Below are 16,240 nucleotides of genomic sequence, written 5' to 3' on the forward strand. Positions count from 1 at the left end.
GCCGTTGGTGGTGCTCCCTGAGCCAATAGGTGGTGCACGTGGGCCGTTGGTGGTGCACCTGAGTCATAGGTGGTGCACGTGGGCCGTTGGTGGTGCTCCCTGAGCCAATAGGTGGTGCACGTGGGCCGTTGGTGGTGCACCTGAGTCATAGGTGGTGCACGTGGGCCGTTGGTGGTGCACCTGAGTCATAGGTGGTGCACGTGAGCCGTCCTGCCCAGCTGCGCCCACCCCGCGCGGGTCGCAGCCGGCCCCGGCCGGTCAACCCCGGTTCAGCATCCGCCGCAGCAAATCGCGCAACGCCAGCCGCTCCTCGTCGGACAGCCCGGCCAGCGGCTCGCGCGCAAAGCGCAACCCCTCGCGCAGCTCCCGAGCCACGCGCTGCCCCTCCTCCGTCGCCGCCGCCAGCTTCACCCGCCGGTCCGCGGAGTCCGGCCGCCGCTCCACCAGCCCCCGCGCCTCCAGCCGGTCCACGATCCCGGTCACGTTGGACGGCTCGCACTTCAGCTTCTGGGCCAGTTTCCGCATCGGCAACGGCTCCAGTGACAGCAGACTCAGCAGCCGCGCCTGCGCCCCGGTCAGCGCGTGCTCCCCGGCCGCGGTCTCGTAGTCCTCGTAGAACCGGGCCACGACGTCCCCGATGAGCTCGACGACCTCCATGGTCAGCGCGTCGGGGCGGCGGGTGTTGTGTGGAGTGGCCATGGTCTCCAGCGTACCCCTTTACTTGACATCCTGAAATATTCAGGAGCATAATTATTTCAGGTACTGAAATACTCGCCGCCCACACGGAGGAAAGGCGCCACCATGTCCGACACCCCCACCCTCCCCGCCGTCAGTCGTGAATGGCACCTGCTCAGCCGCCCGGTCGGCTGGCCGAAGCCCGAGAACTTCGCCCTGGTCGAGGCGGGGGTCCCGCAGCCGCGCGAGGGCCAGGTCCTCGTACGCAACGAGTACCTCTCCGTCGACCCGTACATGCGCGGCCGGATGAGTGCGGCGAAGTCGTACGTGGCGCCGTACGAGCTGAACAAGCCCATGCAGGGCGGCGCGGTCGGCGAGGTCGTCGCCTCCAACGCCGAGGGCATCGCCGTCGGCGACCACGTCCTGCACTTCGGCGGCTGGCGCGAGTACGCCGCCGTGGACGCCCAGCACGCCGTCAAGGTCGACCCCGAGGCCGCGCCCCTGTCGGCGTACCTCGGCGTGCTCGGCATGACCGGCCTGACCGCCTACGCGGGCCTGCTGCGCACCGCCTCCTTCAAGGAGGGCGACATCGTCTTCGTCTCGGGCGCGGCGGGCGCCGTCGGCAGCCAGGTCGGGCAGATCGCCAAGCTCAAGGGCGCCTCGCGCGTGATCGGCTCGGCCGGCTCCGACGAGAAGGTCAAGCTGCTGATCGAGGAGTACGGCTTCGACGCCGCCTTCAACTACAAGAACGGCCCCGTGAGCGAGCAGCTGCGCGCCGCCGCTCCCGACGGCATCGACGTCTACTTCGACAACGTCGGCGGCGACCACCTCGAGGCCGCCATCGGCTCCCTGAACCGGGGCGGCCGGATCGCCATCTGCGGCATGATCTCGGTCTACAACAACACCGAGCCCGCCCCCGGACCGAGGAACCTCTCCCGCCTGATCCAAACCCGTGGCCGCATCGAGGGCTTCCTCGTCGGGGACCACTACGATCTGCAGCCCCAGTTCGTCCAGGAGGTCGGCCCGTGGGTGCGCTCCGGGCAGCTGAAGTACCGGGAGACCGTCGTCGAGGGCGTCGAGAACACCCTGGAGGCCTTCCTCGGCGTGCTGCGTGGCGACAACACCGGGAAGATGATCGTCAAGCTCTGACCGGATCGCAGGGGCTGTTGCCGGGTTTCCGGTACGCGGTAACTTCTTTCCGAAACCACCGCGATCGTGGGCGCGAGTCGCGGCGGACCGAGGAGGAACGCACCGTATGCCCATCCAGCAGTCCGACGTCCTGTACACCGCCGTCGCCACCGCCGAGAACGGCCGCGACGGCCGGGTCGCCACCGACGACGGCAAGCTCGACGTCGTCGTGAACCCGCCCAAGGAGATGGGCGGCAGCGGCGCCGGCACCAACCCGGAGCAACTGTTCGCCGCCGGGTACAGCGCCTGCTTCCAGGGCGCCCTCGGCGTCGTCGCCCGCCAGGAGGGCGCCGACATCTCCGGCTCGACCGTCACCGCGAAGGTCGGCATCGGCAAGAACGAGGACGGGTTCGGGATCATCGTCGAGATCTCGGCCCACATCCCGAACGTCGACGACCGGACCGCGAAGAGCCTGGTCGAGAAGGCGCACCAGGTGTGCCCCTACTCGAAGGCCACCCGCGGCGACATCACCGTGACGCTGGCCTGACCCGGTCGTTGCGTACGCAGGAGGCCGCACCCTTGGACGTGGGGTGCGGCCTCCGCCCGTGCCGGGCCGACGCTCGTACCGTGGCCGTGGCCGTGGCCGTGGCCGTGGCCGTGGCCGTGGCCCGTGCCGGGGCCCACACTCGTACCGGGGCTGTCGCCCGTGCCGGGCCGTCGCTTGTGCCGGCGCCGTGGCCGTGCCGGCGCCGGGGCCCGTCCGTACGTCAGCTCGCCAGCGCCGCCTTGTGCACCGCCCGTACCAGCCGGTCGTTCTCCGGCGCCGCCCCGCCCGGGAAGGCGAACCGGCGCCGGGTGTAGCCGTAGGCGAGGCCGCTGCGCGGGTCGGCGAAGGCCTGGGAGCCGGCCGCGCCGCTGTGCCCGATCGTCCCGGCACCCAGGAACGGATGCCAGGTGTCCGCGGTCGCCTGGAAGCCCAGCCCGTACGACTTGTGGCCCCGGGCCACCAGGTCGTACCCGGCGGAGTGGAACTGGCCGAACTCCGCCACCGTGTCCGGCTTGAGCAGCGGCGCCTTCCCGTCGACCTCACTGATCGCCGCCGCGTACAGCCCGGCGAGCCCGCGCGCCGAGGCGACCCCGCCGACCGAGGCCGGCCCCTTGGCGCGGACCACGCGCTCGTTCGGCAGGGTCTCCAGGTCGGTCGGTTCGACGCCGTGGCGGTTGAAGGCGATGGAGGCGAGGGTGTGCGGGCCGCTGGGCAGCGCGTCCAGGAGCACCTGCTGCTCGGGGGTCGGCGCCATTGGCTGCGCGGTGCGGAAGCGGGGCTCCTGGGAGGCGGGCAGCCCGAGGAAGAAGTCCAGGCCGTAGGGGGCGCGGACCCGCTCCTCGTGCAGTTCCTGGATCGTCCGGCCGGTGGCGCGCCGTACGATCTCGCCGGTGAGGGCGCCGATGACGAGGGCGTGGTAGCCGAAGGCGGTGCCGGGGCGCCAGAACGGCCGCTGGTCGGCGAGGCGTTCGGCGATCGCCCGGTCGTCTGCCAGCTCGGCGAGCGTGAAACCGGTGTCGGTTCCGACCAGGCCGGCCCGGTGCGCGAGCAGGTCGCGCAGAGTCACCGCGCCCTTGCCCTCGGCCGCGAACTCCGGCCAGTAGTAGGTCACTTTGCGGTCCAGTTCCAGTGTGCCGTCCTGCACCAGCAGGGCGACCACGAGGTGGGCGGCGCCCTTCGTCGAGGAGTACACCCCGTACAGGGACGAGCCGTCGTCGTCCGCCCCGGCCCACAGGTCGACCACCGGCCGGCCGTGGACGTATGCGCACAACTGCCCCTCGTAGTCGGGCCGTTCCTCCGCGACGATCGCGGCGAACTCCTCGCGCACCGGCTCGTAGCCGTCGGCGACGGTGCCGTGGATCTCCTGGGTCATCCGCTCTCCTCAACCTGACCGCTGCTCGCTGGTCACACTGTGAACAAGGCTCGTGCGATCTGCGGGAATTCCCTCATCGGATGATCCTGGAGCATGCCGTCCGCCGGGGAGTTCCGCAGATCGGTACGGCAAGGTGCACCCGTTCGACTCAACCGCGCCGAGAGTGCGTTGCCGTCACCGATGTCCCGGATGGCGCATGCCGGGAGGGCCGAAGCGGGCATGCTGGGTGCGGGCGCCGGTGCGAGGAGGGCCGGCAAGCCGGGACCGGCACCGGGTGCGCGTGTGGCGAGGAGAGGGCCCATGGCGACGATTCCTTCGCTCCCCAGCAGGGACGACGTGCTGCGCATAGCACGCAACACGACCGACATCACCGGCCAACTCCTCGACACGGCCGGGAACATCACCAGGATCGCGCTCAACACCTTCGACCCGTGGGACGGTTCGGGCGCCGAGGTGCTGCGGGTGCTGCGGGTGCTGCGCCGGACGACGGCGGAGCTGGCGGAGGCCAGCGCCTCACCCCAGGCCCAGGAGGCCTTCTACCGCATCGTCGACACGCTCACCCGGCTCGGCACCAGCGGGGCGCCGCTGGCCGTGCACCCGGTGAGCCGGCCCGCGCAGGCGCTGCTGACGGCGCTCGGTGACAGCCTGCTGCCGGTGCTGGACGCGGTGGAACCGGCGATCGAGGAGTTCGCGGCGGTGCTCGGCGAACTGGTCGAGGCGATGTCGCCGCTGCTACCCGCGGCGGCCGGCCTGGCCGCGGGCACCCTGCTGGCTTTCGCCCCGGTGCTCCGTGCCGCGGCCGAGGTGCTGCGCGACTCGACCTCCGAACTGCGTCGCATCGCCGACGCGTTGACGGCGGCACTGGCGCCGCTGCTGCCCCTCCAGGTAGCGCTGGCGGAACGCGCGGCGGCCGCCGGCGCCAACGTGGTCCGCGTCGCCCTGCCGCCCGTGGCCGACCTGACGGAGGCAGCGGCGGCGATGACGAAGGCGGCCCGCCCGGTCCTGCTGGCCGGAGAGGAACTGCTGGTGGCCGGACTGGAACAACTCCAGCCCCTGCTCCTGGCCACGGCCTCGCGCGCGGGCCGCGTGGCGAGGACGGCGGCGATCAGGGTGTCGGCGGCGGTGAGTCCGGCGGCGGAGCAGGGGGTTGTGGTCGCCGTGACGCCGACATGACACCGCCGGATACAGTTCCCCCATGCGCGGTCTTGGGCTGGGTTTCGGCTATCTCCTGAAGGGCCAACGCTGGATGGCCCGGCACGGCAGGTCGTACGGCTTCGGCCTGCTCCCCGGGCTGATCACCCTCGTCCTGTACGCGGCGGCGCTGACCGCCCTCGCCCTGTGGGGCGAAGACCTCGTCACCTGGGCCACGCCCTTCGCCGACGACTGGCCGAGCCCCTGGGGCGGCCTCTTCCGCGGCTTCCTCACCGCCGTCCTCTTCGCGCTCGCCCTCCTCCTCGCCGTCCTCACCTTCACCGCGGTCACCCTCCTGATAGGCCAGCCCTTCTACGAGAACCTCTCCGAGGAGGTCGACCGCGATGTGTCCCCCGACGGCTCGGCACCGGAGTCCGGCCTTCCGCTCTGGCGCGAGCTGTGGATCTCGGCCCGCGACAGCCTCCGTGTCGTCGTCCGCGCCGTACTGTGGGGCATCCTCCTGTTCGCCCTCGGCTTCCTCCCGTTCGTCGGCCAGACGGTCGTCCCCGTGATCGGCTTCTTCGCCACGGGATTCTTCCTCACCGAGGAACTCACCGCCGTCGCCCTCCAGCGCCGCGGCATCGAACTCCGCGCCCGCCTCGCCCTCCTCCGCTCCCGCAAAACCCTCGTCTGGGGCTTCGGCACCCCCTTGGCCCTGGCCTACCTGATCCCGTTCGTCGCGGTCTTCCTGATGCCGGGCGCGGTCGCGGGCGCGACACTGCTGGCCCGCGACCTGCTGGACGAGGAGACGGTCACCTCGACACCGCAGTCACCGCCACCGTCAGAATCGCCCGCACCTGCGCGATGATGTCCAGCCGGTTCCGCACGAAATCCGGGTCCGTGACCGTGCCCGTCGCCGGGTCGGTGTTGCCGGTCCCGAACTGCAGCACCGGCGTGTGCACATGGCCGCCCGGCAGCGTGCCGTGCAGGCCCAGGCGGTCCCTGAGGAGGGTCGCGCGGTAGGCGATCTCGTTGGAGAGGTAGTTGCCGCCGCCTCCGGCGCGGGCCGTCGAGCCGGGGGTCGGGCCGTCCGGTCGTACGACGGGATCGGTGCCTCCCGCCGGGATCTCGGTCACTTCCGTGTGGTCGTACACGGGGAAGCGCCCGGTGTGTGCGGCCACGATGTCCTGGTACGGCAGGGTCGTCGTCGTCCACTGCGGCTGCGAGGCCGGGTCGGTGACCGGGACGGACTCGGTCCTGCTGACGTTCTCGTTGTCGGGGAAGCCTCCGCGCCACGCCCCGTTGGTGCGCTCGACGTCGAACCGCCCGACCCGGCCCTGGCTCACGGTGGTGAACAGGTCCACCTTCGGCAGGTACGGCCGCAGCGTCCGCTCCACCGTCCCGTCCGCGAAATCCCGCCAGCGCACCGGGAACACGGCGGTCTCGACCCGCGCCGGACCGTCCGCCGTCTCGATCACCGTGCCGTCGAGGGCGAGCGCGGTGGCCCCGGAGGGGTTGGAGATCCGGATGTCCCGGTCCAGCGTGAACGGGTCGAAGCCGGTGACCAGGATCCGCTTCACGCCCTTGTCGTGCGGGTAGCGGATGTCACTCTGGCCGCGCGATGTCCGCTCCAACTCGTCGATCAGCGAAGCCCGTTGTGTCTCCGAACTCCGGCTCCCAGGTCCGCACCTCCCGCGTCATCCCCAGCCGCGCCCAGTACAGCGGCCGGTCGTCGTCCCGGCTGATGCCCTCGCCTGCCGGCCCGCGCCCCTGGGCCCGGTCGACCGCCCGCCGCCACAGCGCGGCTGCGTCGCGTACGACGACGCGGCGGGCCTGCGCGTAGGAGTGGACGCGCGCCAGGTCACGGGCGAACCCGGAGGCCGCCGAGTCGAATCCGGAGCGCCTGAGGATCTCCTGGGGGACGGCCTGGTCGAGCCGCTGTTCCTCGACGGTCGGCGCGGGAGCCGGATCGGCGGCGGCCGCGGTCGCCGTGGGAGTCGAGAGGCCCGCCATCAGGGCCAGGCCGAGAACGCCGATCCGAACGCGTAGGGGGTTCAAGGGGCTTCGGGTCCTTCCGTCGCCGTGGGGTGCGTACTGCCGGACGGGCGCAGTATCACGTGACAGAAGTGACGTACGCCACGGTGCGTGGCTCAGATGAGGGTCGTCGAGGCCCCTTCGGGAACCCGCGCCGCCGCCTCCCGCAGCACGCCGAGGAACGCCTCGGCGGCCGGTGGCATCGACCGCCCGCGTACCGCACGCCGCGTACACCGCACGCGCCGGGGCGCCCTCGTCGCGCACCGGCAGCAGGACGACGTCCGGGCGTACGGACCCGGCGGCCGGCGCCGGGACCAGGGTCACGCCGAGCCCGGCGGCGACGTACCCCTGCTTGGCGGTCCACTCGTCGGGACGGCCTTGCTTGACGGGCCGTCAGGTCACGTCCCAGCCCAGCAGTCGCACGAAGTCCTGGAACGCCCCGGGCATGTCGACCGACTCGGGGTCCCAGGAGCCACTGGTACTGCAGGCTGTTTGTGAAGGGTTCGTACGAGGTTGCCGCGGGCCGCTCGATCGCCGACTGCCGTGTCACCACGGCGATTAACGTCTGATCCGGGACGCGTCTCCCCACGAGCAGCCCCGGTCCGGGACCTGACCCTGGACCGGGGCTAGTGGCCTCGGAGGCGGATGTGGCAGACTCCCGGCCCGGAAACGCCGGAACACGCCGGTTCGGGGGGCGACGCACATGTATCCGGGTCAGCAGCAGCCGGGGCCGTACGGGCAGCAGGGGCCGTACCAGCAGGGGCCGTACCCGCCGCAGCAGCCGTACCAGCAGGGGCCGTACCAGGGACAGCCGCCCTCGTACCCGCCTCCGCAGCAGCCGTACCAGCCCTACCCTCCCCCAGCAGCCGCACGTCCCTCAACAGAACCTCGGTGAGGGCCGCATGCGGCTCGACCCGAACCTCACCCCGGACCAGCGGGCGCTGGTGCTGAAGATCCAGCAGAAGGCGAAGATCCTGGCGTACGGCTTCGTGCTCGGCGTGCCGCTCACCTTCGGCGGCGCGCACTACGGCATCACGCGCAGCCCGATCGGCTTCGCCGGTACGGCCGTCGGGCTGGTCCTGGTGGTCGTGGGCGGGCTCGCGCTGGCCCAGATGCAGGCCCTCAAGCGGCAGCTGCGCCTGATCACCCCGGACGCCTGGCGCTCCCCGGCTGCGCACCTGCCCGGCGCCCGCAAGGCCGCCACGCAGGCCGCGTACATCAACGGGCTCCTGGTCCTGCTGTCCTTCGCCGCCACGGGCTACCTGCTGGTGAAGGGCGCCGGCTGGGGCGCGTACGGCAACTCCTTCGGCTTCGGCGCCCTGATGCTCAGCGCCTCCGTCCCGTTCGGCATGGGCATCGCCGCCGCGAGCACGATCCCGCAGCTGCTCCAGGTGATTCCGGCCGGCGCCAAGGTCGGCCGGAGTCTGTACTCGATCATCTTCGTGCTGGCCACCACCGTGACCGGTGAGGGCATCAAGGGCGGCGAACTCCCACCGACCGTCGTCGGCGGTGCGGTCCTGCTGGTCTGCGCGGGCGCGATGGCCCTGCTCGGCAAGGCGGCCGCGCGGATGCGCGGCGAGAGCGGCTAGCGCGCCGAGAAGCCGTACACCGTCTCCGACCGGAACACCTCGCCCGGCCGCAGCTCGGTGCTCGGGAACTCCGGCCGGTTGGGGGAGTCCGGGAAGTGCTGGATCTCCAGGGCGAGCCCGCCGCCGGGTGCGAAGGGGTCGGTGAGGTGGTCCGCGGTGTACACCTGGATGCCGGGCTCGGTGGTGGCCACGGTCAGCACCCGCCCCGACGCCGGGTCGTGCAGCTCGGCGATCTCCACGGGCGTGTCCGTGACGCCCTTGTCGAGGACGAAGTTGTGGTCGTAACCGGAGCCGACCTTGCGCGGCTGCCGGAAGTCGAAGCGTGTCCCCGCCACGTCCTCCAGGGCACCGGTCGGGATCAGGTCCGCGTCGACCGGCGTGTACCGGGAGGCGGCGAGCCGCAGTTCGTGGCCGCCGGCGTCGCCCGAGCCGCTCAGGTTCCAGTACGTGTAATTGGTCAGGTTGATGACGGTCGGCGCGTCCGTGACCGCCTCGTAGGCGATGCGCAGCGCGCCCGTCTCGTCCAGCGTGCAGGTCGCGGTGGCCTTCAGCCGGCCGGGGAAGCCCTCCTCGCCGTGCGGGCTGACCCGGGTCAGGCGCACGCCGTGCTCGACCGGCGTCACGTCCCACACGCGCCGGTCGAAGCCGCACTCGCCGCCGTGCAGCGAGTTGGGCCCGTTGTTCTGCGCGAGAGCGTACGTCCGGCCGTCCAGCGGGAAGCGGGCGCCGGCGATCCGGTTGGCGTACCGGCCGATCAGGGCACCGAGGTACGGCTCGGGGTTGCCCAGGTAGCCGGCGAGGTCCGGGAAGCCCAGCACGACGTCCGCCGTGCCCCCGTCCCGGTCCGGGACCTCGACCGACTGCACGATCCCGCCGTACGACAGCACCCGTACCCGCACCCCGCCCCGCTCCAGCGTCCAGCGATGGACCGGGGTGCCGTCGGAAAGTGTGCCGGTCACGTCTCCGGGTCCTTCGCCGTGACGGTGCGGTAGGCGATCTCGGCGAGCCGCGCCTGGCCGTTGCGGCTGGGATGGAACCAGTCCCACTGACTGAGCTGATCCGTGCCGAAGCGGTAGTCGTAGACCGCGTTGTTGTCGAAGCGGCACCGGCGGTCCTTCGCGCAGACCTCCTTCAGCACCTCGTTGTACGCCTCCACCCGGGCCTGCACCTCGTCGCGCCGCTCGTTCGCCGCCGCGTCGAGCGCGTCCGCGTCGCCCAGCATCGACGGGCAGATGCCCAGCTTCCACACCTGCTTGCCCAGCGGGTTCGTACGGCCCTCGGACCACAGCCGCTTCAGGTTGGGCACGCTGGAGACGTACACCTGCGTCTTCGGCAGCGCCTGGCGCAGGGCGTCCATCGCGTCCTGGAACTCGGCGCGGAAGTCCTCGACGGAGGTCATCGCGGCGGTGGAGGCGCGGCAGGCGTCGTTGGCGCCGACCATCACCGTCACCAGCTGCGGCTTCTTCAGCACGGCCTGGGCGATCTGCCCGGGCAGGTCGGCCATTCGGGCCCCGGTCACCGCGTAGTTCCAGCTGCGCTCCGCCGCGCCGGTCACCCCCAGCAGCCGTACGGCCAGGCTGTCGACCTTGGCGTCGCTGCCCGTGGCCCACGACACCTCGGGGCAGTCGGACAGCACCGTGCACGCGTCGAAGCCGCGGGTGATGGAGTCGCCGACCGCGGCGATCGAGTCCGGACTGCGGTCCCACGCCGGGGTCGGCGTCGGCGACGGACGGGACGCTCTCGCTCCGGCGTCCTGGGGACCGGAGCCGTTGCCACCGACGGCGTCGCACCCCGCGATGGCCAGCACGGCCGCCGTCAGGACGGCGACCCGGACCCGCGTACGGTGGCGTCGCTTCCGCATCCCCTGGTGATCCCCTCGGTCGTCGTGCAGTGCTTCGCCCCATAACAACGCGTGAGGGTTCCCGCCCCGGCCCGATGCAACGGCGCGCACCCGTACAAGCGTCCCCCTGGGTGAATGGCGGCGTTTCCTGCCCCCGGGACCGACGGTACGTCACACTCCTTGCGCCGTCGCACGATAGCCTCGCCATCAACGTGGCCGTCGCGCCACTGCCGTCCGCCAGCCTGCACAATGTCCCGCTCTGCCCGGAGGTCCCGGTGACGACACGTGGAGTTCTGTACGTGCACTCCGCGCCGCGCGCGCTGTGCCCGCACGTCGAGTGGGCCGTCGCCGGGGTGCTCGGTACGCGCGTCAACCTTGACTGGATCCGGCAGCCCGCCGCCCCCGGCACGTGGCGCTCGGAGTTCTCCTGGCAGGGGGAGGCAGGCACCGCCTCCCAACTCGCCTCCGCGCTGCGCGGCTGGCACCTGCTGCGCTTCGAGGTGACCGCCGAGCCCTGCCCCTCCGCCGAGGGGGAGCGCTACAGCTGCACCCCCGACCTCGGCATCTTCCACGCCGTCACCGGCATCCACGGCGACATCCTCATCCCCGAGGACCGGCTGCGCGCCGCCCTGGTCCGCTCCCAACGTGGCGAGACCGATCTGGAGGCCGAACTCGCCAAACTCCTTGGCAAGCCGTGGGACGACGAACTGGAGCCGTTCCGGTACGCGGGTGAGGGCGCGCCGGTGCGCTGGCTGCACCAGGTGGTCTGACGGACCGTCGAACACCACGAAGGGCCCCACCAGCCGGTGGGGCCCTTCGTCACGTACGTACCGGTGATGCTCAGACCGAGCGGAACGCCAGCACCACGTTGTGCCCGCCGAAGCCGAACGAGTCGTTCAGCGCGGCGATGCGGCCCTCGACGGGGAGCTTGCGCGCCTCGCCGCGGACGATGTCGGCGTTGGCCTCGGCCTCGGGGTCGATGTTCTCGACGTTGATGGTCGGCGGGGCCAGCCGGTGGTACAGGGCCAGCACGGTCGCCACGGACTCGACGCCGCCCGCGCCACCGAGCAGGTGACCGGTCATCGACTTGGTCGCGGAGACCGCCATGTGGTCGGCGTCATCGCCGAAAACCTTGCGCAGCGCCTTCAGCTCTGCAATGTCACCAGCCGGCGTCGAGGTGGCGTGCGCGTTGACGTGCACGATCTCGGCCGGGTTCAGGTCGGTGCGCTCCAGCAGGTTCTGCAGGGCGTGCGAGATGCCGCGGCCCTCGGGCTCCGGCTGCACGATGTCGTGGCTGTCGGCGGAGATGCCCTGGCCGACCGCCTCCGCGTAGACGCGGGCACCGCGCTTGGCGGCGTGCTCGGCGGACTCCAGGACGATCACGCCGGCGCCCTCGCCGAGGACGAAGCCGTCCCGGTCGACGTCGTAGGGACGCGAGGCACCCTGCGGGTTCTCGTTGTTCTTGGACATCGCCATCATGTTGCCGAACGCGGCGATGGGCAGCGGGTGGATCGCCGCCTCCGTGCCACCCGCGACGACGACGTCGGCGCGGCCGGTGCGGATCATCTCGATGGCGTAGCCGATGGCCTCGGCGCCCGACGCGCAGGCGGAGACCGGCGTGTGCACGCCCGCCCGGGCGCCCACGGCCAGACCCACGTTCGCGGAGGGGCTGTTCGGCATCAGCATGGGGACGGTGTGCGGGGAGACGCGGCGGACGCCCTTCTCCTTGAGCACGTCGTACTGGTCGAGCAGGGTCGTTACGCCGCCGATGCCGGAGGCGATGACGGCACCGAGCCGGTCCGGGTCGATGCTGCCGTCCTCCCCGGCCCTGGCGGTGAAGCCGGCGTCGGCCCAGGCCTCCTGGGCGGCGATCAGCGCGAACTGCGCGGAGCGGTCCAGGCGGCGCGCCTGCGGCCGCGGGATGACCTCGGTCGGTTCCACGGCGATCGGCGCGGCGATGCGGACGGCCTGCTCGGCGGCCCAGTCCTGTTCCAGGGCCTTGACGCCGGAACGTCCGGCGACCAGGCCCTCCCAGGTGGAGGCCGCGTCGCCACCCAGCGGTGTGGTTGCGCCGATACCGGTGACGACCACGGTGCGATTGGTCGGGCTCACGGGAATTCTTTCTCCAACGGATACGAGGATTCAGCGGCGCCACCGCCGGGTGGCGGGGCAGTGGCCCAGAGCGCCGACCGGTCGGCCGGGCCCGGGCCTCAGCCCAGGGATCGGTCGATCAGGCCTGGTGCTTGAGGATGTAGTCGGTCGCGTCGCCGACCGTCTTGAGGTTCTTGACGTCCTCGTCCGGGATCTTGACGTCGAAGCGCTCTTCGGCGGCGACGACGACCTCGACCATGGACAGCGAGTCGACGTCCAGGTCGTCGGTGAAGGACTTGTCCAGCTGGACGTCCTCAACCGGGATCCCGGCGATCTCGTTCACGATCTCCGCGAGACCGGCGACGATCTCTTCCTGAGTGGCGGCCATGTCGGCGCTCCTTCGTAGATATCCAGAGGGTGTGGCGCCCGCCGCGTCAGCGGCAGGTGTCTGCAGTTCCCGCACCGGACCGCATGATCCGGCACGGAGTGCCTAGGGGAGGGTAACGACCGTCGCGGCGTAGACGAGACCCGCCCCGAAGCCGATGACGAGCGCGGTGTCGCCGCTCTTCGCCTCGCCGGTCGCCAGGAGCCGCTCCATCGCGAGCGGGATCGAGGCGGCCGAGGTGTTGCCGGTGGTGCGGATGTCACGGGCGACCGTGACGTGCTCCGGCAGTTTCAGCGTCTTCACCATCGAGTCGATGATCCGCACATTGGCCTGGTGCGGGATGAAGACGTCCAGGTCGTCCGGGCTGATTCCGGCCGCGTCCAGCGCCTGCTGGGCGACCTTCGCCATCTCGAACACGGCCCAGCGGAACACCGCCTGGCCCTCCTGCGTGATCGCAGGGAACTTGACGTTGCCCTCGCTGTCCAGGGGCAGCGCGGACAGATCACCGACGCGGAACCGGTCCCACGGCACGGTCTGCTTGATCGTCTCCGCCTTGTCGCCCTCGGAGCCCCAGATGGTGGGGCCGATCGCGGGCTCCTGGGACGGGCCGACCACGACCGCGCCCGCGCCGTCGCCGAACAGGAAGGCCGTGGCCCGGTCCTCCAGGTCGGTCAGGTCGCTCAGCCGCTCGACGCCGATGACGAGGACGTACTCCGCGGAGCCCTCGACGATCATGCCCTTGGCAAGGGTGAGGCCGTAGCCGAAGCCTGCGCAGCCCGCGGAGATGTCGAAGGCGGCGGCCTTGTTGGTGCCCAGCTTGTCGGCGATCTCGGTGGCGATGGCCGGGGTCTGGCTGAAGTGCGAGACGGTCGAGACGACCACGGCGCCGATCTGCTCGGCGTCGATCCCGGCGTCCGCGATCGCCTTGCCGGAGGCCTCGATGGACATCGCCGCGATGGTCTCCTCCGGCGACGCCCAGTGCCGGGTCTCGATGCCGGAGCGCGAACGGATCCACTCGTCGGACGAGTCGATCTTCTCGAGGATCACCTCGTTGGGCACCACCCGCGTGGGCCGGTAACCGCCCACGCCGAGGATGCGCGCGTACGGGGCGCCCTTGCTGGGCTTGATCTTCGACATGATCGGTCGGCTCCTTAGGGCGTCAGGCGTGGGCGTGCTCGGCGACGAGCTCGCGGGCAGCGTCGAGGTCGTCGGGGGTCTTCAGCGCCAGCGTCCTGACGCCGGGCAGTGCGCGCTTGGCGAGACCGGTCAGCGTGCCGCCGGGGCACACCTCGAGGAGCGCGGTGGCGCCGAGCTCCTTGAAGGTCTCCATGCACAGGTCCCAGCGGACCGGGTTGGCCACCTGGCCGACCAGCCGCTCGATGATCTCGGCGCCGGAGGCGACGGCCCGGCCGTCCTTGTTGGAGACGTAGGGGACCTTGGGGTCGACGGGCGAGAGCCTCTTGGCGGCCTCGGCCAGCTGGTCGACCGCTGGGGCCATGTGGTGGGTGTGGAAGGCGCCGGCCACCTTCAGCGGGATGACCTTGCGCACGCCTTCGGGCTTGTTCTCGTTCAGCGCGGCGAGCTGCTCGACGGTGCCGGCGGCCACGATCTGGCCCGCGCCGTTGACGTTCGCCGGGGTCAGGCCCAGCTTCTCCAGGTGCGGGACGGTGACCTCGGGGTCGCCGCCCAGCAGCGCCGCCATGCCGGTCTTGGTGATCGCGGCGGCCTCGGCCATGGCCAGGCCCCGCTTGCGGACCAGGGTCAGCGCGGCGGTGTCGTCGAGGACACCCGCGAAGGAGGCGGCGGTGATCTCGCCGACGCTGTGGCCCGCGACCACGCCCGGCAGCATGCCCTTGCGTCGCTCACCACCCTCGACCGAGGCCCTTCGGGCCACCGTGTCGATTCCGAGTGCCGCGGCCGACAGGATCCCGGCGGCCACCAGCAGCGGCTGGGCCACCGCGGTGTCGCGGATCTCGTCCGCGTCGGCCTTGGTGCCGTAGTGGGCGAGGTCCAGTCCGATGGCGTCCGACCAGGCGGCGACACGGTCGGCGGCACCGGGCAGTTCGAGCCATGGAGTCAGGAAGCCGGGCGTCTGGGCGCCCTGGCCGGGAGCGACGAGTACGAGCACTCTCACACTCTCTCTTGGGGACGGCCACGGCCGCCCGTGGGGACAGGGACGAAGAACACGAGGGGGTTTTGTAGTCCCCCGACAAAAGCCTAGGCCTGGGGATCTCCATCGGCCAGACGGCCCAGGATCAGCGCGATCCGCAGCGTGAACGCGGATCGTACATCGGATGGCGACCAACCGGTGACGTCAGTCACACGTCGGAGCCGGTAGCGCACGGTGTTCGGGTGAACGAAGAGCATCCGCGCGGCGCCTTCGAGGCTGCTCGCCTGCTCCAGATAGACGCTGAGCGTCTCCAGGAGAGCGGACCCGGCCTCCTCCAGCGGTCTGTAGATCTCCTCCACCAACTGCTCGCGGGCACCCGGATCACCGGCGATGGCGCGCTCCGGCAGCAGATCGTCCGCCAGCACCGGCCGCGGTGCGTCCTGCCAGGCAGAACACGCCTTGAGCCCGGCCGCCGCGGCCTGCGCGGACCGGGTCGCGGCCAGTAGATCGGGCACGATCGGCCCGGCGACGACGGGCCCGGCCGCGAACGGCCCGATGAGCGACTTGGCGACGGCGAGCGGGTTGTCGCTGCCGCCGGCGATGACGACCAGCCGGTCCCCGAGCACCCCGGTGAGGACCTGTAGCTTGGCGTGCCGGGCAGCGCGGCGGATCGCCTCCACGGTCAGCTCGGAGTCACCGTCGGGGGCGGTTCCCAGCACCACGCACACGTGCTCCGGCGAGTTCCAGCCGAGGGCGGCGGCGCGTGAGACGGCACCCTCGTCGGCCTCGCCGCTGAGCACGGCGTTGACCACGAGGGACTCCAGCCGGGCATCCCAGGCACCGCGTGCCTCGGCGGCCTGGGCGTACACCTGGGCGGTGGCGAAGGCGATCTCACGGGCGTAGACCAGCAGCGCCTCCCGCAGCACCGACTCGTCCCCGGGTGCCGCCACCTCGTCGATGGCGGACTCCATGACCTCGATGGTGGTGCGCACCATCTCGACGGTCTGCCGCAGGGTGATGGCCCGGGTCAGCTCGCGGGGAGCCGTGCCGAAGACGTCGGTGGAGATGGCCTGCGGGGCGTCGGGGTGCCGGAACCACTCGGTGAAGGCGGCGATGCCCGCCTGGGCGACCAGCCCGATCCAGGACCGGTTCTCCGGGGGCATGGCCCGGTACCACGGCAGCGTCTCGTCCATGCGCGCGATGGCCTGGGCGGCGAGAGATCCTGACGACTTCTCCAGCCGCTTCAGGGTCGCGGCGTGCGGATGGATGCCGTGCGCTGCGGCTTCGGGCTTGCGGGATTCGGGTTCGGGCACGGGGACAAGACTGCCTTATCCGGAC

The 16,240-nt window shown here is 71.6% G+C and carries 15 protein-coding genes and 2 pseudogenes; 6 read left to right on the forward strand and 11 right to left on the reverse strand.

Annotated features, from left to right (window positions below):
* Window positions 1-258 precede the first annotated feature (258 nt).
* Complete coding sequence (locus ABZV31_RS01110; RefSeq protein WP_355886400.1) at window positions 259-699, reverse strand: MarR family transcriptional regulator; 441 nt, start codon at window positions 697-699, stop codon at window positions 259-261.
* Between the two features lie 102 nt (window positions 700-801).
* Between ABZV31_RS01110 and ABZV31_RS01115 the strand changes: the two genes are divergently transcribed.
* Both ABZV31_RS01115 and ABZV31_RS01120 read left to right on the forward strand, forming a co-directional pair.
* Complete coding sequence (locus tag ABZV31_RS01115) at window positions 802-1,824, forward strand: NADP-dependent oxidoreductase (protein WP_355886402.1); 1,023 nt, start codon at window positions 802-804, stop codon at window positions 1,822-1,824.
* 106 nt (window positions 1,825-1,930) lie between these two features.
* Entirely contained in the window at window positions 1,931-2,350 is a 420-nt protein-coding gene (locus ABZV31_RS01120) for an organic hydroperoxide resistance protein (protein WP_355886405.1), read from the forward strand.
* A 220-nt stretch (window positions 2,351-2,570) separates the two neighbouring features.
* On the opposite strand, the gene ABZV31_RS01125 is transcribed toward ABZV31_RS01120, so the two are convergent.
* Complete coding sequence (locus ABZV31_RS01125; RefSeq protein ID WP_355886407.1) at window positions 2,571-3,722, reverse strand: serine hydrolase domain-containing protein; 1,152 nt, start codon at window positions 3,720-3,722, stop codon at window positions 2,571-2,573.
* A 300-nt stretch (window positions 3,723-4,022) separates the two neighbouring features.
* Between ABZV31_RS01125 and ABZV31_RS01130 the strand changes: the two genes are divergently transcribed.
* Together ABZV31_RS01130 and ABZV31_RS01135 are read left to right on the forward strand one after the other, a co-directional pair.
* A complete protein-coding gene (locus tag ABZV31_RS01130; protein ID WP_355886409.1) occupies window positions 4,023-4,895 on the forward strand; it encodes a hypothetical protein in 873 nt (290 codons plus the stop codon).
* 22 nt (window positions 4,896-4,917) lie between these two features.
* Window positions 4,918-5,721: an EI24 domain-containing protein gene (locus ABZV31_RS01135; protein ID WP_355886411.1), complete on the forward strand. Its 804-nt coding sequence runs from the start codon at window positions 4,918-4,920 to the stop codon at window positions 5,719-5,721.
* Here the strand turns inward: ABZV31_RS01135 and ABZV31_RS01140 are convergent.
* A pseudogene (locus tag ABZV31_RS01140) lies at window positions 5,666-6,911 on the reverse strand (pyroglutamyl peptidase). The gene ABZV31_RS01135 and the pseudogene ABZV31_RS01140 overlap by 56 nt on opposite strands.
* 369 nt (window positions 6,912-7,280) lie before the next feature.
* A pseudogene (locus tag ABZV31_RS01145) lies at window positions 7,281-7,380 on the reverse strand (TetR family transcriptional regulator); the annotation flags it as partial.
* A 409-nt stretch (window positions 7,381-7,789) separates the two neighbouring features.
* On the opposite strand from ABZV31_RS01145, the gene ABZV31_RS01150 reads away from it, so the two are divergent.
* Complete coding sequence (locus ABZV31_RS01150; protein WP_355886414.1) at window positions 7,790-8,476, forward strand: hypothetical protein; 687 nt, start codon at window positions 7,790-7,792, stop codon at window positions 8,474-8,476.
* Here ABZV31_RS01150 and ABZV31_RS01155 read toward each other — a convergent pair.
* Window positions 8,473-9,435, reverse strand: a complete 963-nt coding sequence (locus ABZV31_RS01155) for an aldose epimerase family protein (protein WP_355886416.1) — start codon at window positions 9,433-9,435, stop codon at window positions 8,473-8,475. The genes ABZV31_RS01150 and ABZV31_RS01155 overlap by 4 nt on opposite strands.
* On the reverse strand, window positions 9,432-10,337 hold the full coding sequence (locus tag ABZV31_RS01160) for an SGNH/GDSL hydrolase family protein (RefSeq protein ID WP_355886418.1): 906 nt from the start codon (window positions 10,335-10,337) through the stop codon (window positions 9,432-9,434). Before ABZV31_RS01160 ends, ABZV31_RS01155 begins: the two co-directional genes overlap by 4 nt.
* A 254-nt stretch (window positions 10,338-10,591) precedes the next feature.
* On the opposite strand from ABZV31_RS01160, the gene ABZV31_RS01165 reads away from it, so the two are divergent.
* The gene (locus ABZV31_RS01165; RefSeq protein ID WP_355886421.1) at window positions 10,592-11,086 is read left to right on the forward strand and encodes a DUF3145 domain-containing protein; all 495 of its coding nucleotides are present in this window, start codon (window positions 10,592-10,594) and stop codon (window positions 11,084-11,086) included.
* A 70-nt stretch (window positions 11,087-11,156) separates the two neighbouring features.
* On the opposite strand, the gene ABZV31_RS01170 is transcribed toward ABZV31_RS01165, so the two are convergent.
* The 5 genes from ABZV31_RS01170 to fasR form a co-directional block, all read right to left on the reverse strand.
* Window positions 11,157-12,428 carry a beta-ketoacyl-[acyl-carrier-protein] synthase family protein gene (locus ABZV31_RS01170; RefSeq protein ID WP_355886424.1) on the reverse strand — a complete coding sequence of 424 codons (1,272 nt, stop codon included), beginning with the start codon at window positions 12,426-12,428 and terminating at the stop codon, window positions 11,157-11,159.
* A 118-nt stretch (window positions 12,429-12,546) separates the two neighbouring features.
* Window positions 12,547-12,795, reverse strand: a complete 249-nt coding sequence (locus tag ABZV31_RS01175) for an acyl carrier protein (RefSeq protein WP_030341284.1) — start codon at window positions 12,793-12,795, stop codon at window positions 12,547-12,549.
* 102 nt (window positions 12,796-12,897) lie between these two features.
* The gene (locus ABZV31_RS01180; protein ID WP_355886429.1) at window positions 12,898-13,929 is read right to left on the reverse strand and encodes a ketoacyl-ACP synthase III; all 1,032 of its coding nucleotides are present in this window, start codon (window positions 13,927-13,929) and stop codon (window positions 12,898-12,900) included.
* Window positions 13,930-13,951: 22 nt separating this feature from the next.
* Complete coding sequence (locus ABZV31_RS01185) at window positions 13,952-14,920, reverse strand: ACP S-malonyltransferase (protein WP_355886432.1); 969 nt, start codon at window positions 14,918-14,920, stop codon at window positions 13,952-13,954.
* An 89-nt stretch (window positions 14,921-15,009) separates the two neighbouring features.
* On the reverse strand, window positions 15,010-16,215 hold the full coding sequence (gene fasR / locus ABZV31_RS01190) for a fatty acid biosynthesis transcriptional regulator FasR (protein WP_355886434.1): 1,206 nt from the start codon (window positions 16,213-16,215) through the stop codon (window positions 15,010-15,012).
* Window positions 16,216-16,240: the final 25 nt, after the last annotated feature.

The sequence above is a fragment of the Streptomyces sp. NPDC005202 genome (genome assembly GCF_040608235.1).
Lineage (GTDB): Bacteria > Actinomycetota > Actinomycetes > Streptomycetales > Streptomycetaceae > Streptomyces.